17 protein-coding genes are annotated in these 20102 nt (G+C 71.8%); 8 read left to right on the forward strand and 9 right to left on the reverse strand.

What is annotated here, in order from left to right; genetic code table 11:
- Positions 1–17 precede the first annotated feature (17 nt).
- From ACTSKS_RS04700 to dnaA, 4 genes are all read right to left on the reverse strand, one after another.
- Entirely contained in the window at positions 18–581 is a 564-nt protein-coding gene (locus tag ACTSKS_RS04700; RefSeq protein ID WP_044659941.1) for a DUF721 domain-containing protein, read from the reverse strand.
- Entirely contained in the window at positions 574–1788 is a 1215-nt protein-coding gene (gene recF, locus ACTSKS_RS04705) for a DNA replication/repair protein RecF (RefSeq protein WP_049145013.1), read from the reverse strand. The genes ACTSKS_RS04700 and recF overlap by 8 nt, the downstream gene beginning before the upstream one ends.
- A gap of 21 nt (positions 1789–1809) precedes the next feature.
- Positions 1810–2925 carry a DNA polymerase III subunit beta gene (gene dnaN / locus ACTSKS_RS04710; RefSeq protein ID WP_002856446.1) on the reverse strand — a complete coding sequence of 372 codons (1116 nt, stop codon included), beginning with the start codon at positions 2923–2925 and terminating at the stop codon, positions 1810–1812.
- A gap of 755 nt (positions 2926–3680) precedes the next feature.
- Positions 3681–5228 (reverse strand): chromosomal replication initiator protein DnaA, encoded by a 1548-nt coding sequence (gene dnaA, locus ACTSKS_RS04715; protein ID WP_044659943.1) that lies wholly within the window; start codon positions 5226–5228, stop codon positions 3681–3683.
- Between the two features lie 342 nt (positions 5229–5570).
- Here dnaA and rpmH point away from each other — a divergent pair, with 342 nt between their 5' ends.
- The 8 genes from rpmH to ACTSKS_RS04755 all read left to right on the forward strand — a co-directional run bounded on the left by rpmH (position 5571) and on the right by ACTSKS_RS04755 (position 13709).
- Entirely contained in the window at positions 5571–5708 is a 138-nt protein-coding gene (gene rpmH / locus ACTSKS_RS04720) for a 50S ribosomal protein L34 (protein WP_002856443.1), read from the forward strand.
- Positions 5709–5736: 28 nt separating this feature from the next.
- Positions 5737–6135: a ribonuclease P protein component gene (gene rnpA, locus ACTSKS_RS04725; RefSeq protein ID WP_002856442.1), complete on the forward strand. Its 399-nt coding sequence runs from the start codon at positions 5737–5739 to the stop codon at positions 6133–6135.
- A complete protein-coding gene (gene yidD / locus ACTSKS_RS04730; protein WP_002856440.1) occupies positions 6136–6504 on the forward strand; it encodes a membrane protein insertion efficiency factor YidD in 369 nt (122 codons plus the stop codon).
- 5 nt (positions 6505–6509) lie between these two features.
- Complete coding sequence (gene yidC, locus ACTSKS_RS04735; protein ID WP_102708250.1) at positions 6510–7508, forward strand: membrane protein insertase YidC; 999 nt, start codon at positions 6510–6512, stop codon at positions 7506–7508.
- A 2-nt stretch (positions 7509–7510) separates the two neighbouring features.
- Positions 7511–8095, forward strand: a complete 585-nt coding sequence (locus tag ACTSKS_RS04740; protein ID WP_069941255.1) for a Jag family protein — start codon at positions 7511–7513, stop codon at positions 8093–8095.
- The gene (gene rsmG, locus ACTSKS_RS04745; RefSeq protein WP_442927325.1) at positions 8088–8813 is read left to right on the forward strand and encodes a 16S rRNA (guanine(527)-N(7))-methyltransferase RsmG; all 726 of its coding nucleotides are present in this window, start codon (positions 8088–8090) and stop codon (positions 8811–8813) included. Before ACTSKS_RS04740 ends, rsmG begins: the two co-directional genes overlap by 8 nt.
- Before the next feature lie 74 nt (positions 8814–8887).
- The gene (locus tag ACTSKS_RS04750; protein WP_049145027.1) at positions 8888–9832 is read left to right on the forward strand and encodes a ParA family protein; all 945 of its coding nucleotides are present in this window, start codon (positions 8888–8890) and stop codon (positions 9830–9832) included.
- 2503 nt (positions 9833–12335) lie between these two features.
- Entirely contained in the window at positions 12336–13709 is a 1374-nt protein-coding gene (locus ACTSKS_RS04755; protein WP_237069396.1) for a ParB/RepB/Spo0J family partition protein, read from the forward strand.
- 117 nt (positions 13710–13826) lie between these two features.
- On the opposite strand, the gene trxA is transcribed toward ACTSKS_RS04755, so the two are convergent.
- From trxA to ACTSKS_RS04780, 5 genes are all read right to left on the reverse strand, one after another.
- A complete protein-coding gene (gene trxA / locus ACTSKS_RS04760) occupies positions 13827–14150 on the reverse strand; it encodes a thioredoxin (protein ID WP_020621897.1) in 324 nt (107 codons plus the stop codon).
- 97 nt (positions 14151–14247) lie between these two features.
- Complete coding sequence (trxB, locus tag ACTSKS_RS04765) at positions 14248–15249, reverse strand: thioredoxin-disulfide reductase (RefSeq protein ID WP_036337321.1); 1002 nt, start codon at positions 15247–15249, stop codon at positions 14248–14250.
- 147 nt (positions 15250–15396) lie between these two features.
- The gene (locus tag ACTSKS_RS04770; RefSeq protein WP_442927327.1) at positions 15397–17520 is read right to left on the reverse strand and encodes a hypothetical protein; all 2124 of its coding nucleotides are present in this window, start codon (positions 17518–17520) and stop codon (positions 15397–15399) included.
- Positions 17521–17585: 65 nt separating this feature from the next.
- Entirely contained in the window at positions 17586–19430 is a 1845-nt protein-coding gene (gene murJ, locus ACTSKS_RS04775; RefSeq protein WP_256748698.1) for a murein biosynthesis integral membrane protein MurJ, read from the reverse strand.
- Positions 19431–19476: 46 nt separating this feature from the next.
- On the reverse strand, positions 19477–20088 hold the full coding sequence (locus tag ACTSKS_RS04780) for an NUDIX hydrolase (RefSeq protein ID WP_069941261.1): 612 nt from the start codon (positions 20086–20088) through the stop codon (positions 19477–19479).
- Positions 20089–20102 lie beyond the last annotated feature (14 nt).

A 20102-nucleotide genomic window follows, 5' to 3' on the forward strand; every position in this document is an offset into this window, starting at 1 on the left:
GGGGGGCCGCCCCGGACTCAGCCGTAGGTGTCGCGCGGCCCGCGGCCGCCGCGCACGGTGCGCGGCCCCTTGCGCCAGCTCGGGGCCTGCGGCCCCGCCACCTCGATGCGGGTCACGACGCCGGGCCCGAGCGCCTCGTCGAAGCGCTGCAGGAGCACGGGGCTCATCAGGCGCAGCTGCGTGGCCCACGCGGTGGAGCTCGTCCGGACCCGCACCACGGAGTCCTCGAAGCTCTCCGGGCGGCAGTGCAGCGCGATCTCCGGCCCCACCAGCTCGGCCCAGCGGGTGAGCACGGAGCCGACCGCCACGGGGGTGGACCAGCCGCGGTCGCGGATGAGCCGGCCGAACACGGTGGACACCGTGGCCGGGTCCCGGTCCGCACCCCCGAACGGGCGCCGACGGTCCTGCCGCTCCCGGCCGGCCGACGGCGTGCCCGCCATGGCCCCGGCCAGGCCCGCGCCCGTCCCCCGCGCCCGCAGCGGCGCCTCGCCCCGCTCCCGGGCGGCCTCGCGGACCCGACGCAGCTGCACGAGCGCCAGGTCCGGCCGGTCCGGCTCGAACGGGGCGGGGGTCTCAGCCATCGGCGCCGCCCTCGCGCCGGGGCTCGCGGATGTCGCCCTCCACGGGGGCCGCGGCGGCCACGGCCTCGGAGCCCTCCGCGTCCTGGCGGATGAGCACGCGGTGGGCCGTGAGCTCCTCGGGGACGTCCTCGAGCGCGGCGGCCGTGACGATCACCTGCTCGGCCCGGTGCACGAGCGCGGCGAGGCGGCGGCGACGGGCGGCGTCGAGCTCCGCGAACACGTCGTCCAGGATCAGGACGGGGCGGGCGTCGGGGTCCGGGTCGTCGGCCACGAGCACGTCGTAGGCCGCCATGCGCAGGGCCAGCGCCAGCGACCACGTCTCCCCGTGGGAGGCGTAGCCGCGCGCGGGCGCCGGGCCCAGGAAGAGGGCGAGCTCGTCCCGGTGGGGGCCCACCAGGGTGAGCGCCCGCGCCCGCTCCTCCTCCCGCTGGGTCTCGAGCGTCCGGCGCATGTCCACGGCCAGGTCCGCCACGGCCGGGACCTCCGCGTGGGTGCCGCGGGCCAGCGGGACGGTGGACTCGTAGGCGTAGGCCGCCGCCTTGGAGCCGTTGGTCAGCGCCGCGTACATCTCCTGGAGGGGGCGGGCCAGCAGGCGCAGCACGTGCAGGCGGCCGTGGAGCAGGCGGGCGCCGGCGGCGCAGAGGTGCTCGTCCCAGACGGCGAGGGTCGCGTCCTCCTCGGGGCCCCAGCGGCGAGAGCCGCGGCTCGACTTGAGCAGGGCGTTGCGCTGGCGCAGCACGCGTTCGTAGTCGGCGGCGGCCTCGCCGAGGGCCGGACGCAGCTGCACCATGAGCTGGTCGAGGAGACGACGGCGGCCACCGGGCTCCCCCGTCACGAGGCTCAGGTCCTCCGGGGCGAAGACCACGGTGCGCAGGATCCCGAGGCCCTCCTTCGCCCGCACGGGGGCGCCGCGGTTGATGGCCACCCGGTTGGACCGGCCCGGCAGGATCTCCAGCTCGAGGGCGACGGCGCGCGACCCGCGGTGCACGCGTCCGGCGATCCGGGCCCGGTCCCGGCCGAAGCGCACGAGCTGAGCGTCCGAGCTGACCCGGTGGGACTGCTGGGCGCCGAGGTAGCCGATCGCCTCCACGAGGTTGGTCTTGCCCACCCCGTTGGCCCCGAGCAGCACCGTGGACCCCGGCGTCAGCTCCAGGTCGGCCCAGCGGTAGGACCGGAAGTCCGCGACGGTGAGGTGGGACAGGTACACGGGAGCGTCCAGCCCCCTGCGTCAGGCGATGCGCACCGGCATCACGAGGTAGCGGTAGTCGGAGACGACGCCGTCCTCCTGGTTCACGCCGGTGAGCAGGGCGGGCTTGGGCGCGGACGTGAACGCGAAGCGCACCTGCGGCTGGTCCACCACGGCCAGGCCCTCGGAGAGGTAGGACGGGTTGAACGCCACGGTGATGTCCTCGCCCTCGAGCGTGCACGGCACGGACTCGTTGGCGCTCGCGTCGTCGCCGGTGCCGGCGTCCAGGGTGACCTGGCCGTCCGTGAACACCATGCGCAGGGCGGTGTTGCGCTCGGCGACGAGGGCCACGCGGCGGGACGCCTCGACCAGGGCGGCGGTGTCCACCACGGCCTGGATGGGGCTGGACTCGGGGAAGAGCGAGCGGATCTTGGGGTACTCGCCGTCCACGAGCACGGAGGTGGTGCGGCGGCCGCCGGAGGCGAAGCCCACGAGGTCGGCGGTCTGGCCGAGCAGGATCTCCAGGTCGCCGCCGGAGCCGAGGGACTTGGCGACCTCGGTGAGCGTGCGCGCCTTGATGAGCAGCGACGTCGAGAGGGACGGGTCCGCCGGGGTCCAGCGGATCTCCTTCATGGCCAGCCGGTAGCGGTCCGTGGCCAGGAAGGTCATGGTGTCGCCCTCGATCTCCACCTTCACGGCGGTGAGGATCGGCAGGGTGTCGTCCTTGGAAGCGGCGACGGTGACCTGGGCGACGGCGTGGGCGAACGCGGCGCCGTCCACGGTGCCCGCGGGGGCCGGCAGCTCGGGCAGGGCCGGGTAGTCGCCCACGGGCATCGTGGCCAGGGCGAAGCGGGAGGAGCGGCAGGTGACGAGCACCTTGCCGCCGTCGAGCTCCACCGTGACCTGGGCCTGCGGCAGGGAGCGGACGATGTCGTTCAGCAGGCGGCCGGAGACGAGCACCTGGCCCGCGGTCTCGACGTCGGCCTCGATCTCCAGGCGCGCGGAGGTCTCGTAGTCGAAGCTCGCGATGGACACGACGCCGGCCTCGGCCGTGATCAGCAGGCCCGAGAGCACCGGCACCGGCGGGCGCGGGGACAGGGAGCGTGCGGCCCAGGAGACGGCGTCGGTGAGGATGTCGCGTTCGACGGTGAACTTCACGAGCTGCACTGCCTCTCTGGGGGTGATGACGGGGGTTGCGGGCCCGGGGGGAACGGCGACACGCGGGCCTCAGCATAGGCGGTCCGCGCGGCGGGTGTCAGGTCGCCGACGAATGACAGCGGTGTAATTCCAAGGATCTCGGGCGCACGGGGGCACGGGCGCAGCCCGGGCCCTCGAGGCGCTCAGCTCGGTGAGGGGCGGCGGAGATGATGTTGCTTGGCGGGATCTCTCCAGGGGGATCAGAAGGAGTGGTAGCGGGTGTGGATCCTGTGGAGAACGCCGTTCTGCCGCGTCACCATGCAGATTCGGCTGGGGGAACCGTGTGGACGCCCGCTCGTTCGGGGTGTGCATCCGGTGTGGACGAGCCCCGGAGGCCCTCCCCCGCTCTGCACAGGCCCGACCGGAGTTGTCCAGACTCGTCCCCGGATCCACCCCCCAGTTGTCCACATTCCTGTCCACAGGGCACGTCCACACCCGTCGAAACCCGCGAGATCATGCGGTTTTCGGCTGTGGAGACCTGTGGATACATGTGGGCAACCGAATGACATCCGTGTGATTCACCAGCCTGTGCGCCGTCGTCGTCCCCAGGGGTGTGGACGCGGCGTGAGCGGCCTGATTCCGCCATCCACAGGGGCGGAGGTTGTCCACAGCACCGGGGGTTCTCCACAGAGTTGTCCACACCGGTGGACAATGTGGAAGAAGACTCGAGTCCCGGTCGAAGGTTCGAACCGGGACTCGAGGGGGCAGTGGGTGGCTCAGGCGCCGCGCTGTTTCCGCTTGATCTCGTTGGTGAGCTCGGTGACCTGGTTGTAGATCGTCCGCCGCTCGGCCATCAGCTCGCGGATCTTGCGGTCCGCGTGGATGACGGTGGTGTGGTCGCGGCCGCCCAGGACCTGACCGATCTTGGGCAGCGACATCTCGGTCAGCTCGCGCAGCAGGTACATGGCGATCTGCCGCGCCGTCACCAGCGTGCGGGTGCGGGACTTGCTGGTCAGCTCCTCGAGGGTGAGATTGAAGTACTCCCCCGTGGCGTGCAGGATCAGCTCCGGCGTGATCTCGTGCGCCGTCTCGTCCGTGATCAGGTCCTTGAGCACATGCTCGGCCAGCTCGATGTCCACGGTCTGCCGGTTGAGCGAGGCGAACGCGGTCACGCGGATCAGCGCGCCCTCGAGCTCGCGGATGTTCGTGGAGATGCGCGAGGCGATGTACTCCAGCGCCTCCGGCGGGGCCACGAGACCCTCAGCCTCCGCCTTCTTCCGGAGGATCGCGATGCGCGTCTCGAGGTCCGGCGGCTGGATGTCCGTGATCAGCCCCCACTCGAAGCGGGAGCGCAGCCGGTCCTCGAACCCGGAGAGCTGCTTGGGCGGCAGGTCCGAGGTGATGACCACCTGCTTGTTGTTGTTGTAGAGCGTGTTGAAGGTGTGGAAGAACTCCTCGACCGTCGCCTCCTTGTCCGCCAGGAACTGGATGTCGTCGATCAGCAGGATGTCCACGTTGCGGTAGACCTGCTTGAACGAGGCGCCCTCGTCGTGGCGGATGGAGTTGATGAAGTCGTTGGTGAACTCCTCCGAGTTCACGTACCGCACCCGCAGGCCCGGGTAGAGGCGACGGGCGTAGTGCCCGATCGCGTGCAGCAGGTGCGTCTTGCCCAGGCCGGACTCGCCGTAGATGAACAGCGGGTTGTACGCCTTCGCCGGCGCCTCGGCCACCGCGTTCGCGGCGGCGTGCGCGAACCGGTTGGACGAGCCGATCACGAACGTCTCGAAGTGGTAGCGGTCGTTGAGGCGGCTGGTCTCCGCGGACGTCGACGGCGGCGCGGGGGTCGGCTTGCCGTTCCCGCTCGGGGCCGCGGTCGCAGCGGGCGCGACGTCGGCCGGCGGCTCGATGCGGAAGCCCGGCAGCTCCTCGGCGACGGCGCGGCGGGAGGTGGCGGCGGTCGCAGCCGGGGGCAGCTCGACGTCCGGCACCGCGGCGGCGGCCGGTCCGCCCGCGAGGGAGGAGCGGCGGGCCTCGGACGAGGGGGTCCGCGGCGGCTGCAGGTTCGCGTCGATCGAGATGGCCAGCAGGATCTCCTCGCGGAACTCCTTGGTCAGTGCGTCCGTGAGGGCGTCGGCCACCTGGGTGCCCTGGAGCGTCTCGCGGGTGGTCTCGTTCGGCACGGCCAGCAGGAGCGTGTTGCCGATGAGGCCCTGCGGCTGGGCCAGGTAGACGAAGCCCATGAGGCGGGCGCTGACCCGCGCGTCGTCCTCGAGGGAGCCCACGACGGAGCGCCACGAGCTGAGCACGGCCTGGTCTGCCACCACGGAGGCTTCCTTTCCTGGGGCAGACGTCCCCGAGGACGGGGGCGGCTGCGCGAGACGGACGACGGTGCTCGGAGTCTAACGGTTGTCCACAGGGTTGTGCACAGACGGTGGACAACCCCTATCATCCTGTGGACGACCGCCCCGGGCGCCCACGGGCGTCCGGGATCCGCGCGCACCCGTTTGACCCCTGCGTACCCCGGCCACTAGAGTTGTCTGGTCCCCCGGGTGTCGGTTGATCGTGCCCGCCGGGGATTTCATGTCAGAGCCTCACCGGTCCTTCCCCCTGGTCCACCTGCTCAGGTCGACGGTCGAAGGCACACAACACGTCGTGGAGAGATCACAGTGACCAAGCGCACGTTCCAGCCCAACAACCGCCGTCGTGCCCGCAAGCACGGCTTCCGTGCCCGCATGCGCACCCGCGCCGGCCGCGCCATCCTGTCCGCTCGCCGCGGCAAGAACCGCGCCGAGCTGTCCGCCTGAGGACCTCGGTCCAGGGACGGCGCGCCCCGTGCTGCCCCGTGACCGTCGCGTCCGCACGCCCGCGGAGTTCCGTCACCTCGGTCGCACCGGCACCCGCGCGGGTCGGCGCACCGTCGTGGTGAGCGTCGCCACGGACCCCGATCAGACCCGGTCCACGTCGCCGAGCGCCCCTCGGCCGCGGGCCGGGTTCGTCGTGTCCAAGGCCGTGGGGAACGCGGTGACCCGCAACCGGGTGAAGCGGCGGCTGCGCGCCGTCGTCGCGGATCAGATGCGCCTGCCCCCGCTGCGCGACCTGCCGGTGCTGGTGCAGGTCCGCGCGCTGCCGGCCGCCGCCGAGGCGGACTACGCGCTGCTGCGCCGCGAGACCGTCGGCGCGCTCGGCAAGGCCCTGAAGCCGCACCTGCCCGCCGCCTCGGAGCACGCGTAGATGACCGTCACGCCCTCGCCCTTCGTCGTGCTCGAGCCCTCCCGTGAGTGGGGGCCGCTGCGCGCGCTGCCGTCCGCCCTGCTGGCGGGCCTGCTCACGGTCTATCGGGCCGTGGTCTCCCCGCTGTACGGACCCGTGTGCCGGTTCTTCCCCAGCTGCTCCGCCTACGGGCTGGAGGCCGTGCACGTGCACGGCGCGGTGAAGGGGTCGTGGCTCGCCGCGCGGCGCATCGGCCGGTGCCATCCCTGGAACGACGGCGGCGTGGACCCGGTCCCGCCCGGGCACCGACGCTGGCCGCCGGGCCGGCAGCCGCGCATCCTCGCCCTGAACCACCCTCCCATCCCACCTGATCTCCCGCAGGAGGATTGACCCCCATGTTCGAAGCCATCCTCTCCCCGTTCCGCTGGCTGATGTCCTGGCTGCTCGGGGCGTTCCACAGCATCCTGGAGTTTGCGGGCCTGCCCGCGGACTCCGGCTGGACGTGGGCCCTGTCCATCCTCCTGCTGGTGGTGCTCATCCGCACCCTGCTGATCCCGCTGTTCGTCAAGCAGATCAAGGCGCAGCGCGCCATGCAGGCCATCCAGCCCGAGCTGCAGAAGCTGCAGGCCAAGTACAAGGGCAAGAAGGACCAGCTCTCCCGCCAGGCCATGGCCATGGAGCAGCAGGCGCTCATGAAGGAGCACAAGGCGAACCCGTTCGCCGCCTGCCTGCCGCTGCTGATCCAGATGCCGTTCTTCTTCGCGCTGTACCAGGTGCTGATCGGCGCCCGCGGCGCGGCCGAGCGCGGCGAAGCCATGGACGCCCTGTCCGCGGACCAGATCCGCTCCTTCGAGGGCTCCACGATCTTCGGCGCCCGCATGTCGGACACCTTCATGAACTCGCTCGGCGCGCCGGGCAGCACGCCCGTGATCGTCACGGCGATCGTGCTGATCCTGCTGATGTCGGGCTCGATGTTCTTCATGCAGAAGATGCTCATGACGAAGAACATGACGCAGCAGGCCCTCTCCGGGCCCATGATGCAGACGCAGCAGGTCATGCTCTACGCCATGCCCCTGATCTTCGGCATCGGCGGCATCAACTTCCCCATCGGCGTGCTCCTGTACTGGACCTACTCCAACTTCTGGGCCGTCGGCCAGCAGTGGTGGATCATCCGCAACAACCCGACCCCGGGCTCCCTCGCCGAGAAGGAGCTCAACGAGCGCCGCGCCGCCAAGGGCCTGCCCCCCGTGGGCCAGAAGGTGTCGAACGCCGAGGCCACGCCCTCGTCCGCGCACACCCAGGCGGGCCGCGGCGGTGCCGTGCTGAACGGTGAGGTCGTCCGCCAGTCGGGTCAGCGCGTCCAGCCCCAGCGCAAGAACCGCAGGAGGAAGTGAGCATGTCCGCCGAGAACGTGACCCCGGCCCCCGAGGCCGAGGACGCCGTCGTCGAGACCCCCGCGGGCCAGGGCTCTCGCGTCGCGGAGCAGGACGATGCCGCCGTCTCGGAGGCGGTGCGCCGCCTCGAGCAGGAGGGCGACGTCGCCGCGGACTACGTCGAGGAGCTGCTCGACATCGCGGACCTGGACGGGGACATCGACATCGAGGTCCGCGACGGGCGCACGTACGTGTCCGTCGTCTCCGAGGACCACGACGAGCGCCTGGACGGCCTCGTCGGCCCCGACGGCCGCACCCTGGAGGCCCTGCAGGAGCTCGTCCGGCTGGCCGTGCTCGCCGCCACGGGGCACCGCTCCCGGCTGATCCTGGACGTCTGCGGGCACCGGGAACGCCGAAACGTCGCCCTGCGCACCGCCGCCCAGGCGGCCGTCGAGCGCGTCCGCGTCGGCGAGGGTCCCGTGCACCTCGAGCCCATGGGCGCGTACGAGCGCAAGATCGTCCACGACGTCGTCGCGGACGCCGGCCTGACCTCGGAGTCGGAGGGCGAGGGCGCCCGCCGCCACGTGGTCATCTCCGCCGATGACTGAGCGGGGCTCGGCCTACGAGCGGCGCCCCGGGCTGGATCCGCCGGACCGGGGCGACCGCCCCGCGCCCGTGGGGCAGCCGGCGCCGCCGCTGACCGACGCGCTGCGGCCGGCCGCCGTCGAGCTGTTCGGCGAGGCCCTCCCCCGGGCCAAGGCATACGTGGCCCACCTGGCGGACACCGGCATCGAGTGGGGCCTGATCGGCCCGCGCGAGGCACCCCGTCTCTGGGAGCGCCACGTCCTGAACTGCGCCGTGGTCGAGGAGCTCCTCCCGCAGGGCGCGCTCGTGGCCGACGTCGGCTCCGGCGCGGGCCTGCCCGGCCTGTGCCTCGCGCTCGCGCGCCCCGACTGCCAGTTCCTGCTCATCGAGCCGCTCGAGCGGCGCGTGGAGTGGCTGGACAGGGTGGTCGCCGACCTCGGCCTGGAGAACGTGGACGTGATCCGCGGCCGCGCCGAGCAGGTCTCCGGGAACCTCGACGTCGACGTCGTGACCGCCCGCGCCGTGTCCGCGCTGAAGACCCTCGTGCCGCTGACCATGCCGATGCTGCAGGGCGCCGGGGAGCTGCTGGCCATCAAGGGCCGCTCCGCGGCCGACGAGATCGCCGCCGCCCGCAAGGTCCTGCGCAAGTATGGTGGTGCCGAGCCCGAGATCCTCACGGTGGGCGAGGGCCTGCTGCCCGAGACCACCACCGTCGTGCGCGTCAGCGCGCGTCCCCGCTGACCCCTCCCCCACCGGGACGGGACGGGCCGGGCGGCAGCAGATCCGCACACCCGCGACCCAGGAGGTAGAGCCGCATGGCGCAGGAGCAGGAGAGCCGGGGTGGGGCCTGGAGGGCCCTGCGCCAGAAGTGGACCGGCCGGACCGCCGAGAAGGGCGGCGCCGACGCCGAGGAGCCCGCGCGGCTCCAGCGTCGCCGTCTGACGCGCCCCGACCGCACCCGCGTGTTCACGACGTCCAACCAGAAGGGCGGCGTCGGCAAGACGACGACGACGGTCAACCTGGCCGCGGCCCTCGCCCGCGCGGGCATGCGGGTGATGGTGGTGGACATCGACCCGCAGGGCAATGCGTCCACCGCGCTGAACATCCCCCACACCGGAGACGTGGCCTCCGTGTACGACGTGCTCCTGGGCGAGATGGAGATCCAGGACGTCGTGCAGGACGCCCCGGACGTGGACGGCCTGCAGGTGGTGCCCGCGACGATCGACCTGGCCGGTGCCGAGATCGAGCTGGTCTCGCTGGTGGCCCGCGAACAGCGACTGTCGCGGGCGCTCGAGGCGTACACCGCCTGGCGCGAGGAGGACGGCCAGGAGCGGCTGGACTACGTGTTCATCGACTGCCCGCCGTCCCTGGGCCTGCTGACGGTCAACGCGTTCGTGGCGGCCGAGGAGGTGCTCATCCCGATCCAGGCCGAGTACTACGCCCTCGAGGGCCTCTCCCAGCTGCTCAAGAACGTGCAGATGATCCAGAAGCACCTGAACCCGCGTCTCCAGGTGAGCACCATCCTGCTGACGATGTTCGACGCGCGGACCAACCTCGCCGTGCAGGTGGCGGAGGAGGTCCGGACGCACTTCCCGGAGCAGCTGCTGAACACCGCGATCCCCCGCAACGTCCGCATCTCCGAGGCACCCAGCTATCAGCAGACGGTGCTGACCTACGACCCGGCCTCGGCGGGCGCCGTGGCGTATCGGGAGGCGGCCGCGGAGATCGCCGGCCGCGGTGCCCCGGCCGTGAAGGGCTGACGCCCAGGCGGTCCGCTGCGGTGATCGCCGGGTGGTGCCGCTGACGACGACGTAAGCCCGCCGGAGGGAGCAGTCCCCCGGCGGGTTTCGTCGTGAGTGAGTGCGGCCCGGAAGATGGGGGGTGAAAAGACAAGCGGAAACGCTGGGCATATCGGAAGTTCGTGTTTCACGTGCAACGACCTTCTCCGAGGGTGCGCGCGTGGTGCCGCCGCGGCGGGACGATGGGGAGGGGTGCCCGTGGTGGACTGCTTCCGTCTGACACGCTCCCCTCTCCTTCGCTGGGCCGGCCCCTCCGCCGCCGGCCAGGCGCACCTGTCGCGAGGCCTGGGTGCAGCCGCGGGCGGCGACGCACGAACTCACGGGGCGAACGGCATGGCGGCGGGGCGGAGACGGCGGCTGTGAGGGCCGGCGGTGCACGCTGCGTTGAAGTGCTCCGCGAGGGCTGCGCGACGCGTGGGGAACGTCCACGCCGCCGGGCGCGGCCGTGCAGGGTATGGTCCGTCCCTCCTCCTTCACCCGGGTGCGCTGCAGCCTCGAGGATGCAGCCAGCGAGCAGGCCGGGTGCTGTGACTGGGTGCCCCCTCCCCCCACGTCAGACCTCCTCGCCGTCGGTGACGTGCAGGGAATCGGGGGCCAGAGCGGAGCACGAGTCAGAGTGCCGTCGCGGGGGTGCGCGGCCGGTCTGTCAGTCGGCGTGTCCGAGAGGGCACGTGAGCGGCGAGGTGGTCTCCTGTGATTCGTCTGAGTTGGAGGGGCCGATTGGGGGCGCCTGAAGGTCAGTTCGGCTGTGCATTCCTGTGTGCGGAGAAAGAGAGCCTCCAGTGAGGAAGCGCGGTCGTGTGCCCCCAATATTTACAGAGACAAGTGGTTGAGCTGGCCAACAAGCGTCTTGACGTGGTCACCAGCGAACGTCGATGTTGATATGTGGACAACATCTGTGGACAGTGTACGTCTAGGGTGTGCGGCCGTAGATGCCTCTGCGGTGCTGATGAGCCCTGCTCAGTCTCCTGTTGCGTCTGACGACTGGGCACGGGGACGGCGTGTGAATGGTGACTGCGGTGGAGGCCCCCCGGGAAGCCCGCGGCGGCTCCGTGCGGGATGGGGCGGGCCGTGTGGTTCTGTCTTGCAGCGACGTGGGAACCAGGGCGTCGAGTAATCGGCCGGTCGCCGGGGGTTTCACGTGAAACACGGTGGTTCCGCGCTCACCTAGCGTCGATCCCTGACCGCAGCTGTACGCGGATGGAGGCATTGAGGACCCAGTTTCCCCACGAGGCGGTCCTGAAACTTTGATGGGCGGCCTCAGCTGACAGGACGGATGGAGTCAGTGGGTGGGGTGGAGCGCCGGCCGCGTCACTGTACTGCCGCCCGTGACATCGGCGACCACATCGAGCAGTACTGTCAACGGCGGAAGTGGATGCTCGCTGCCCCGACATGCGACCCGCGACCCGACGTTCCCTCCCAGCCGTTTCACGTGAAACTGAACGACCGGTGATCGGGGCTCACTAGATCGAGCCAGTACCATCAGCGACGCGGCAAGTCTGAACCTCTCAAGATATAGAGGACCCTGCGCACGCCGGCCTCGGGGTGCGACCCGCTGGTGGGCGAGCTTCCATGGATGAGCGCACGGTCGAATCTTCGAACGATACGTTTCACGTGAAACGAGCTTCGGGTGAAAGCGCCGTGCCGCGAGGTCACAATCCCAGGCGATCCAGGGAGCACACGATCCGTGCCGGGAGCGAGCTGACCGAGAATGGCGCAGGAATGTGGCACTGACTTGCGGGTGAGCGAGCACGTGGCCCACCCGAACTCATGTCGTACTTGGATGACAGACTCGTCCGTGTTTCACGTGAAACGCGGATGGTGAAGCAGCGTTCAATTCGTGAGCTGCGCGGGTGTGAGGAAGCACTGACGGCGAAGCGACGAGCAGGCCGAGCTCATCCGTTCGGCGATTCGAGTGTTCACATCACACCGCGGGGAAGTCGGACGAGTGCTTCGCTGCTGGTCCGCCATTGCGCGTCCGATGAAGCACATCATCATGCGGGTAGCCAGCGATCTGAGTACCGTCCGCACGGAGGGCTGATCGGCCCGGGAGTACATGAAAAACAAACTGAACAACCGTGATTCTGATACCGCCCGCCCGTCGTCGCGGGCTCGCGTTTCATGTGAAACGAGTGAACCTCGAGAGGGAACACGAGGAGGTCTTGAGGATTGCAGCGGCACCCTTCCGAAGCGCCCCCACTCGGAGTGTTCCACGTGAAACACTCACGCTCGCGGCAGGTGCTGTCCGCGCGCCCGCATCCTGCCATCCGGGCCCAATGCGGACGTCTCACCCCAGAACCGAGGCCCGAACCTCGCCGCGCCCCTTGCACGTGTCAGCCCCTCGCGCGCCCCCCGGCGGTCAGGGCCAGAGCACCTTGAGAAGTGTCTTCCCGCCGCCCGGGACCATCGAGACCAGGCCGCTCACCTACACTGATCGCAGACCCACTCACTGCAGGAGGACCCGTTGAAGACGAGCCGTCGAGGAGGCCTGGGGCGAGGCCTCGGCGCCCTGATCCAGAGCACTGTAGAAGCCCCGGAAGAGAACGCCGAGGCCTCCTCCCCGAGGGACTCTGCGGTGCCGGTGAAGAGCGGCCCGAAGGCTGCCGCGGCAGCGGAGGCAACCACGACATCGACGCGGAGCACCGCGACGACCGAGACGCCAGGGGAGTCCAACGAGCCCGCCCCGTCGGCCTCGCAGCGGAAGACCGCGGGCCGAACGACACAGGCCGGGAAATCAACGGCTGCGACTGGCCGGAACGCCACGTCCGCCACGAAGGCAGGGCCCACCTCGTCGAAGCGTGCCTCGCGACCCGCGCAGCGTCCCGTCGACGTGTTCTTCTCCGCAGACTCCGAGGATGCACCCGCGGCGCGGCCGACCAAGGGGCGTCCGGCCATGCCGACGGTGAAGGCGCCCAGCAAGCGTGCCACCTCCGCGACGTCGTCGAGGAAGGAACCGGCGGACTCGACCGCGGACCCCGTCGCGACCGAGGGGACCGTGTCCGCGGACATCGCGGTCCTGCGGGAGATCCCGGTGGGGGACATCCACCCCAACCCGCGGCAGCCGCGTGAGGTGTTCGACGAGGACCACATGGCGGAACTGGTCACCTCGATCCGCGAGGTCGGCATCCTGCAGCCGATCGTCGTGCGCGAGGTGGACGGCCCCACCCCCTATGAGCTGATCATGGGCGAGCGCCGGTGGCGCGCCACCCAGAAGGCCGGCCTGGACACCATCCCGGCGATCGTCCGCCAGACCCCGGACCAGGACCTCCTGCGGGACGCCCTGCTGGAGAACCTGCACCGCTCCCAGCTGAACCCGCTCGAAGAGGCCGCCGCCTACCAGCAGCTCATGGAGGACTTCGCCTGCACGCAGGAGGAGCTCTCCCAGCGCATCGGCCGCTCCCGTCCGCAGATCTCCAACACGCTGCGGCTGCTCAAGCTGCCGCCCCTCGTGCAGCGTCGCGTGGCCGCCGGCACGCTCTCGGCCGGCCATGCGCGTGCGCTGCTCGGTCTCACGGACCCGTCGGACATGGAGCGTCTGGCGCAGCGGATCCAGTCGGAGGGCTTGTCCGTCCGGGCCACGGAGGAGGCTGTCGCGCAACTGCAGGGCGGGCTCCGGCCGGGCCGCACGCCGCGGCGCAGCACGGACGACGCCCGCCACGAGCGCCTGGACCACTACGCCACCGCGCTCACCAGCCGCCTGGACACCGCCGTGAAGATCACCCTCGGCGCGCGCAAGGGTCGCATCGCCATCGACTTCACCACCGTGGAGGACCTGAACCGCATCATGGACCTCATCCAGGGCGGTCAGGACGGCAAGGGGAAGGGCAAGAAGTCCTGATCCGGACTTCCCGCGGACGGCGTCCACGGGCACCCGCCGCTGGTCCTGAAGATCGACGCACGACGGCCCCGTCACCCTCTCGGGTGACGGGGCCGTCGTGGTGAGTGGGGGAGGGGCTCAGCCGAGCAGGGCCGAGAACTCCTTCTCCAGCGCGGCCTTGGGCTTGGCGCCCACGGACTCGACGACCTTCTCGCCGTTCTGGAAGCCCACGACGAGCGGGATGGAGGTGACGCCGTAGCGCGCGGCGATGGCCGGGTTCTCATCCACGTTGAGCTTGGCGATCACGGCCTTGCCCTCGTGCTCCACGGCCATGTCCTCCAGGACGGGCCCGAGCATGCGGCACGGGCCGCACCACTCGGCCCAGAAGTCCACGAGGACGGGCAGCTCGGACTGGAGGACCTTCTGGTCGAAGTCGGCGTCGGTGACGGTGATGGTGCTCATGGCAGCCTCCGGGGGATTGTTCTGTGTCTGACGAGGGTGGACAGGGGTGTTATCGACATGACTCATGACGCTCTGTCAGGGGTCATGAGTCAGTGGCTCATGCCGGAACCGCGTCCGACTCCGGGCCGGCCGGCGCGGCCTCCTCCACGTCGGCCACGGTCGCGAGGTAGTGCTCCACGTCCTGGGCGGCCACGCAGCCCGAGCCGGCGGCGGTGATGGCCTGGCGGTAGGTGTGGTCCGTGACGTCGCCGGCGGCGAAGACGCCCGGCTGGGAGGTCCGCGAGGACGGATGGTCGATGCGGATGGTGCCGTGCTCCGTGAGCTCCACCTGGCCCTGCACCAGGTCCGTGCGCGGGTCCTGGCCGATGGCCACGAACAGGCCGGTCACGTCCAGCGTGGACGCCTCGCCGGTGCGGGTGTCCCGCAGGCGGAGGGTGTTGACCTTGTCGTCACCCGTCACCTCCGTGACCTCGGTGTTCCAGCGGAACTCGATCTTCTCGTTCTCCATGGCACGGTGGGCCATCACCTTGGAGGCGCGCAGCTCGTCCTTGCGGACCAGCACGGTCACCTTGGACGCGAACTTCGTGAGGAACAGGGCCTCCTCCATGGCGGAGTCGCCGCCGCCCACGACCGCGATCTCCTGCTCGCGGAAGAAGAAGCCGTCGCACGTGGCGCACCAGCTGACGCCGTGGCCGGAGAGGCGCTCCTCGCCGGGAACGCCGAGCTTCCGGTAGGCGGAGCCGGTCGTGAGGATGACCGCGTGGGTGCGCAGCTGGGTGCCGTCGCCGAGCGTGAGCACCTTGGGGTTCGACGTCAGGTCGGCCTGCACGACGTCGTCGTAGACCACCTCCGTGTTGAACCGGCGGGCCTGGGCCTCGAGGTTCGCCATCAGCTCGGGCCCCTGCACACCCTCCGGGAAGCCCGGGAAGTTCTCCACCTCGGTGGTGTTCATCAGCTCGCCGCCCGCGGTCACCGCCCCGGCCACGAGGACGGGGGAGAGGTCGGCGCGGGCGGTGTAGATCGCCGCGGTGTATCCGGCGGGGCCGGATCCGACGATCACGACGTTGTGGACGCTCTGGTCCTGGGCGGTGGGGGCCACGGGTTCCTCCAGTGGATCGGGGTGGTGGACGCTCCTCCAGGACAACGGCGGAGCCACGGGCGGGTATTCCGCGGTGTCGGGCCGCGGTGCAGCGACGTCCGGCGACGGCGGCCGGAAGGTCCGGCGCGCCGTCGCCTGGGCGCGGGGTCAGCGGACGGCGATCTCGCCGAGGCGCAGGCCGAACGGGAGGTCCGACGTCGTGCCCTCCAGCTGGGGCAGCGAGGTGAGGCTGACGATCACGTACTCGGCCTCGGCCTCGGTGCCCTCGAACGGCACGGGGATGGAGACGGTGTCCTGGTCGAAGGTGCCGTTGCCGATCTCCTGGGCGTTCGCGCCCTCGGGGGAGTCGGCGATGTACGCGAACCAGGCGCCACCGGTGGCCCCCGTGCTCTGCAGGGTCACCTCGTTCACCTCGGTGCGCTCCTCGAGCTGGACCACGAGGTTCATGCTCTCCACATAGCCGCCGAAGTTCGGCCGTGCGTAGGCGAAGGTGCGCCACACGGTGGTGGGGTCGCCGTCGATGAGGTTGCTCAGGTCCGCGTCGTGCTCGGCCTCGTGCTCCGGCAGGTCCGGCACCGAGCGCAGGGCCTGGACGGGCTGCGGGGCGGCCGCGGCGCTCTCGCTGGTCGGGGTGGGGGAGGGGCTGGTGCTCTCCGACGGCGACGGGGTGTCCGATGCGGACTCGGACGACCCGGACCCGGACGACGCGGCCGCGGCCTGCGGGGTCGGCCCGCCGCGCAGGTTCTGGGCCAGCAGCACCCCGCCCACGACGAGTGCGGCGAGCAGGCCGACCACGAGGACCAGAGCCAGCGGACCGCCGCCGCGCGTGCGGCCGTGGCCGTCGCCCGGGTCGGCCACCGTGGCGCCGTCACCACTCCCGGTGGTGGCCGGGGCGGCCAGGACATCCGGAGCCGCGGCGGCGGCCGTCGAACCGGCAGCCGCGGCACCCGCCGCCGTTGCGGCCCCGGCCGCGGCAGCCACCGGCGCGGCCGTGCTGCGGGACTCCTCGTGGACGGGCGGCGCGGACTCGGCCACGATCGCTCGGCGGGGGACGGGGCGCTGACGCCGCACCGGGATCGCCTCGGTGTCCGGGGCGACCGGCTCCGGCGCGTCGGTCTTCTCGGCCGCCACGGGCTCGACGGGCTCGGTGGGCGGCGTGGCCCCGTCGGCATCGGCGTCGGTGGTCTGCGCGGCGGCGGCCCCCGCCGCGACAGCCGGGAGTGCGGCGGTGCCCGCCTGGGCCTCGCGCTTCTCAGCTTCGCGCTCCGCGGCCTCGCGTTCCTGGGCCGCGCGCTTCTCAGCCTCGCGCCGCTCGGCCTCCCGGGCGCGCTCCTCCTCGGCACGACGGCGGGCCTCGGTCCGGCGCTCGAGCTCGCGGCGCTCGGCCTCCTCCCGCTCCGCGGCCAGCCGGGCCTGCTCGGCCTCCCGCTCGCGCGCGGCCCGCTCCTCCGCCTCCTGCTCCGCCTGGCGACGGGCGCGCTCGGCCTCGGCGCGGCGCTCCTCCTCGGCACGCTCCTCCGCCTCCCGGTGCTCGCGTTCTGCGCGTTCGGCGGCTTCCTTGCGCTCCCGCTCGGCCCGCTCCGCGGCCTCCCGTTCGGCGCGTGCCTTCTCCTCGGCCTCCTTGCGCTCCCGCTCGGCCCGCTCGGCGGCCTCCCGCTCGGCCCGCTCGCGCTCCTCCTGCTGCTTCCGGGTGGCGGCGTCCGCCGCGGCCAGGGCCGACGCCCCGGCGGCCGCCTTCGCCGCGGTGCCGTCGGAGGGACGGACCCGCTCGGCGAGGCGCTCGGAGAGGCGGTTCAGGAACCCGGGACGACGCTGGGCCTCGTCCTCGTCCGCGCGGAGCCGGCGGTCGAGGTCGGTGTAGTACGCCTCGTCGTCGTCGTAGGCGTGGGGGTCTCCGGTCCGCGACTCGCCGAACAGCTCGGAGCCGAGGCTGTCCGTCTGGAACGGCTCCACGTACAGCTCCTGCGGGTACGCCAGACCCAGCAGGACGTCCGGGTCGGGGTCCCCGCCGGCGATCAGGTACGTGCGGCCCTCGGACAGCCCCAGGTCGAGCACCTGCACGTCGTCGGTGCGCTCGCCCGTGGCCAGCTCCCGCGCGGACGAGGCCACCTGCGTGGCGTTCTCACGTGAGGCCACGAGCACGGTGACGCGGCGGTTGAGCACCTGGTCCGTGCCCAGGAACACCATGTCCTGGTCCGCGGACGTCACCACGTGCTGGGTGATGCGATAGCGGCCGCCCAGGACGGCGCCGACGGCGATGGGCTGGGGCACGGGCTCTTCTCCTGACGACGGGGTCGGAATCCGATGATACGTGGCGTGGCCGTCGCGGCCAGAGATCAGCCGACGCGCAGCAGACGACCCAGCGCCGGCACGCGGGCGACGAGCGGCCGGAGGGCGTCGTCCAGCTCGGGGAACCGCATGGCCCGCAGCACCACCAGGTACACCGGACCCATCGCCACGGCCGCCACCGCGCACGTGAGCAGCGCCGTCCCGATGGAGTTCCACGCGAACCCGCCGGTGTACCCGCCCAGCAGCCACACGACGACGACGCCCGCGGCCGCCGCGGCCAGCGCGGCCAGGCCCGTCTGGACGTGGGCACGCAGCACGGACGCGAGGCCGTAGTCCCCGAACCGGCGCACGGTGAGCACATGGGTCAGGACGAACTGGTACACGTACGAGACGGACGAGGCGAACGCGACCCACAGGGCCATGGACCACAGCGGCAGCAGCATCGCGCCCGCCCAGGAGAGCAACAGCATCAGGAGCGAGCCGCTGACCTGGACCACCATCGGCACCTTGGCGTCCTCGGCGGCGTAGAACACGCGCAGCAGATAGAAGGAGCCCGAGCGGAACGGAATGGACAGCGCCAGCGCGAGCAGGACCGAGCCCACCGCGATGCCGGCCACCATCGCCGTCTCGGCCGTCGAGCCGAAGACGCGGCCCAGGGGGCCCGCCAGGACCACCACGCCGGCGAGGCAGAACATCAGCGGCACGGTGAACGCGCGCAGACCCTGCGCCGTCGTGCGCCGGACCGCGGACATGTCCTGGCGGCCCATGGCGCGGGCCAGCCGGTTGAAGAGCACGGTGGCCAGGGAGAGCACGAACACCGAATGGGGCAGCACGGCCATCAGCATCGCCATGTTGTACGCGGCCACACCGGGGATGGCCGCCTGCGCCATCTCGGCGCTCCAGGTCTCGGTGCCTGGGATGCGCAGCTCACCGCGGTCGCGGGCCTCCGTGGCGGAGGTGACGTACCGCTGGCACAGCAGGAGCACCACGTTCGTGGCGACCATCGTGACCAGGGTGTACCCGGCGATCCGGCCGGTGTCCCGCAGGCCGATGCCCTTCCATCCGAACCGCGGGCGCAGACCCAGGCCGAGCCCGCGCAGCGGCAGGAAGAGGATCACCGCCTGCAGCGCGACACCCAGGGTGTGGCCGCCGGCCAGCACGACCGTCTGCGCGGTCGTCCACCCGGCGAGGTCGTCCCCGGCCCGGTACGCCCCGAACATGCCCAGGTACAGCACGATCGCACCGATCGCGACGACGTTGTTCAGCACCGGCGCCCACATGTAGGCACCGAAGCGCCCGTTGGCGTTGAGCACCTGCCCCACCAGCGCGTACATGCCGTAGAAGAACACCTGGGGCAGACACCACAGGGCGAACACGGTGGCCATCTCGAGCTTCTCCGGCGACCAGCCGCGGGTCAGGGCCGTCATGAGCGGGGCCGCCGCCAGCATGACCACCACCGTGCCGGCGAGCATCACGAGCGTGCCGAGCGTCATCAGGCGGGAGGTGTAGTCCGCGCCCCGGTCGGCGTCGCGGGCGTGCTTGATCAGCTGCGGCACGAGCACGACGTTGAACACGCCGCCCACCAGGAGCAGGTAGATCACGTTCGGCAGGGAGTTGGCGATCTCGAAGATGTCGGCCATGTCCGCGGACAGGCCGATCGCCACCGTCACCAGCGTCGCACGGACGAGGCCCAGCACGCGGGAGAGGAGCGTGCCGGAGGCCATGATCGCGGTGGACCGGCCGGCGCGGCGCTCGCCCTCGGGGGTCTCGTCCGCGGGGTCCACGGCGGCCGGATCCGTGGCGGGGGCGGGGTCCGTCGTCGTCGGCTCCTCGTCGGCGACGCCGGCGTGGGCGGGGTCCTGCGCTGGGCGCGGGGCGGGTCTGCTGCTCAAGGGTCACCCAATCGTGGTCGGAAGGCCCCGTGCCGGGGGCGGTGGATCAGGGGCGGGGGCTCCGGGCGCCGCCCGGGGGGAAGTGCTGGTCGACCACCTGGCGGGCCAGGTCGACGATCCGGCGCTCGTTGGCGAAGGAGAGGCGGCGCGCGACGTCCTCAAGGCGCACCCACGCGACGTCCACGGCCTCGTGGTCCGGGTCGTTCTCCGTGGTCAGCTCGCCGCCCGTGGCGCGCAGCAGGAAGTGGTGCACGGTCTTGTGGACGCGGTGCCGGGCGACCGTGAACCAGTAGTCGATCGCGCCGAGCGGCTCGAGGATGTGGCCGGCGATCCCGGTCTCCTCCTCCACCTCGCGCACGGCCGCCTGCCGGTGGTCCTCCTCGCCCTCGGGATGGCCCTTGGGCAGGCACCACTCGAGCCGGCCACCGCGGTTGTAGCGGGCGATCACGGCCACCTCGAGGCCGCCGTCGTGCTCGCGGACGATGACGCCGCCGGCGGAGACCTCCTCCACCGTGGGCAGGGAGGCGGCAGCGGCGGAACGGGGTCCCGCGGGGGCCGGGGTGACGGGGCGCAGAGGCGGCTGCGGCCGGCGACGCCACGCCCCCAGCGCGGAGGGCAGGGGGGCGCCCCGGTGCGCGGAGGGATCGGGGCGGGTCATGCCGTCAACTCTAG

Source organism: Micrococcus sp. TCR-5 (assembly GCF_052220525.1).
In the GTDB taxonomy this organism is placed as follows: Bacteria; Actinomycetota; Actinomycetes; order Actinomycetales; family Micrococcaceae; genus Micrococcus; species Micrococcus luteus.

What these genes read in the sequence shown, in the direction of transcription:
- ACTSKS_RS04700 (WP_044659941.1), bottom strand. Translation starts at nt 581, where the DNA reads ATGGCTGAGACCCCCGCCCCGTTCGAGCCGGACCGGCCGGACCTGGCG.
- yidD (WP_002856440.1), top strand. Translation starts at nt 6,136, where the DNA reads ATGACCGTCACGCCCTCGCCCTTCGTCGTGCTCGAGCCCTCCCGTGAG.
- yidC (WP_102708250.1), top strand. Translation starts at nt 6,510, where the DNA reads ATGTTCGAAGCCATCCTCTCCCCGTTCCGCTGGCTGATGTCCTGGCTG.
- ACTSKS_RS04740 (WP_069941255.1), top strand. Translation starts at nt 7,511, where the DNA reads ATGTCCGCCGAGAACGTGACCCCGGCCCCCGAGGCCGAGGACGCCGTC.
- rsmG (WP_442927325.1), top strand. Translation starts at nt 8,088, where the DNA reads ATGACTGAGCGGGGCTCGGCCTACGAGCGGCGCCCCGGGCTGGATCCG.
- ACTSKS_RS04750 (WP_049145027.1), top strand. Translation starts at nt 8,888, where the DNA reads ATGGCGCAGGAGCAGGAGAGCCGGGGTGGGGCCTGGAGGGCCCTGCGC.
- trxA (WP_020621897.1), bottom strand. Translation starts at nt 14,150, where the DNA reads ATGAGCACCATCACCGTCACCGACGCCGACTTCGACCAGAAGGTCCTC.
- ACTSKS_RS04780 (WP_069941261.1), bottom strand. Translation starts at nt 20,088, where the DNA reads ATGACCCGCCCCGATCCCTCCGCGCACCGGGGCGCCCCCCTGCCCTCC.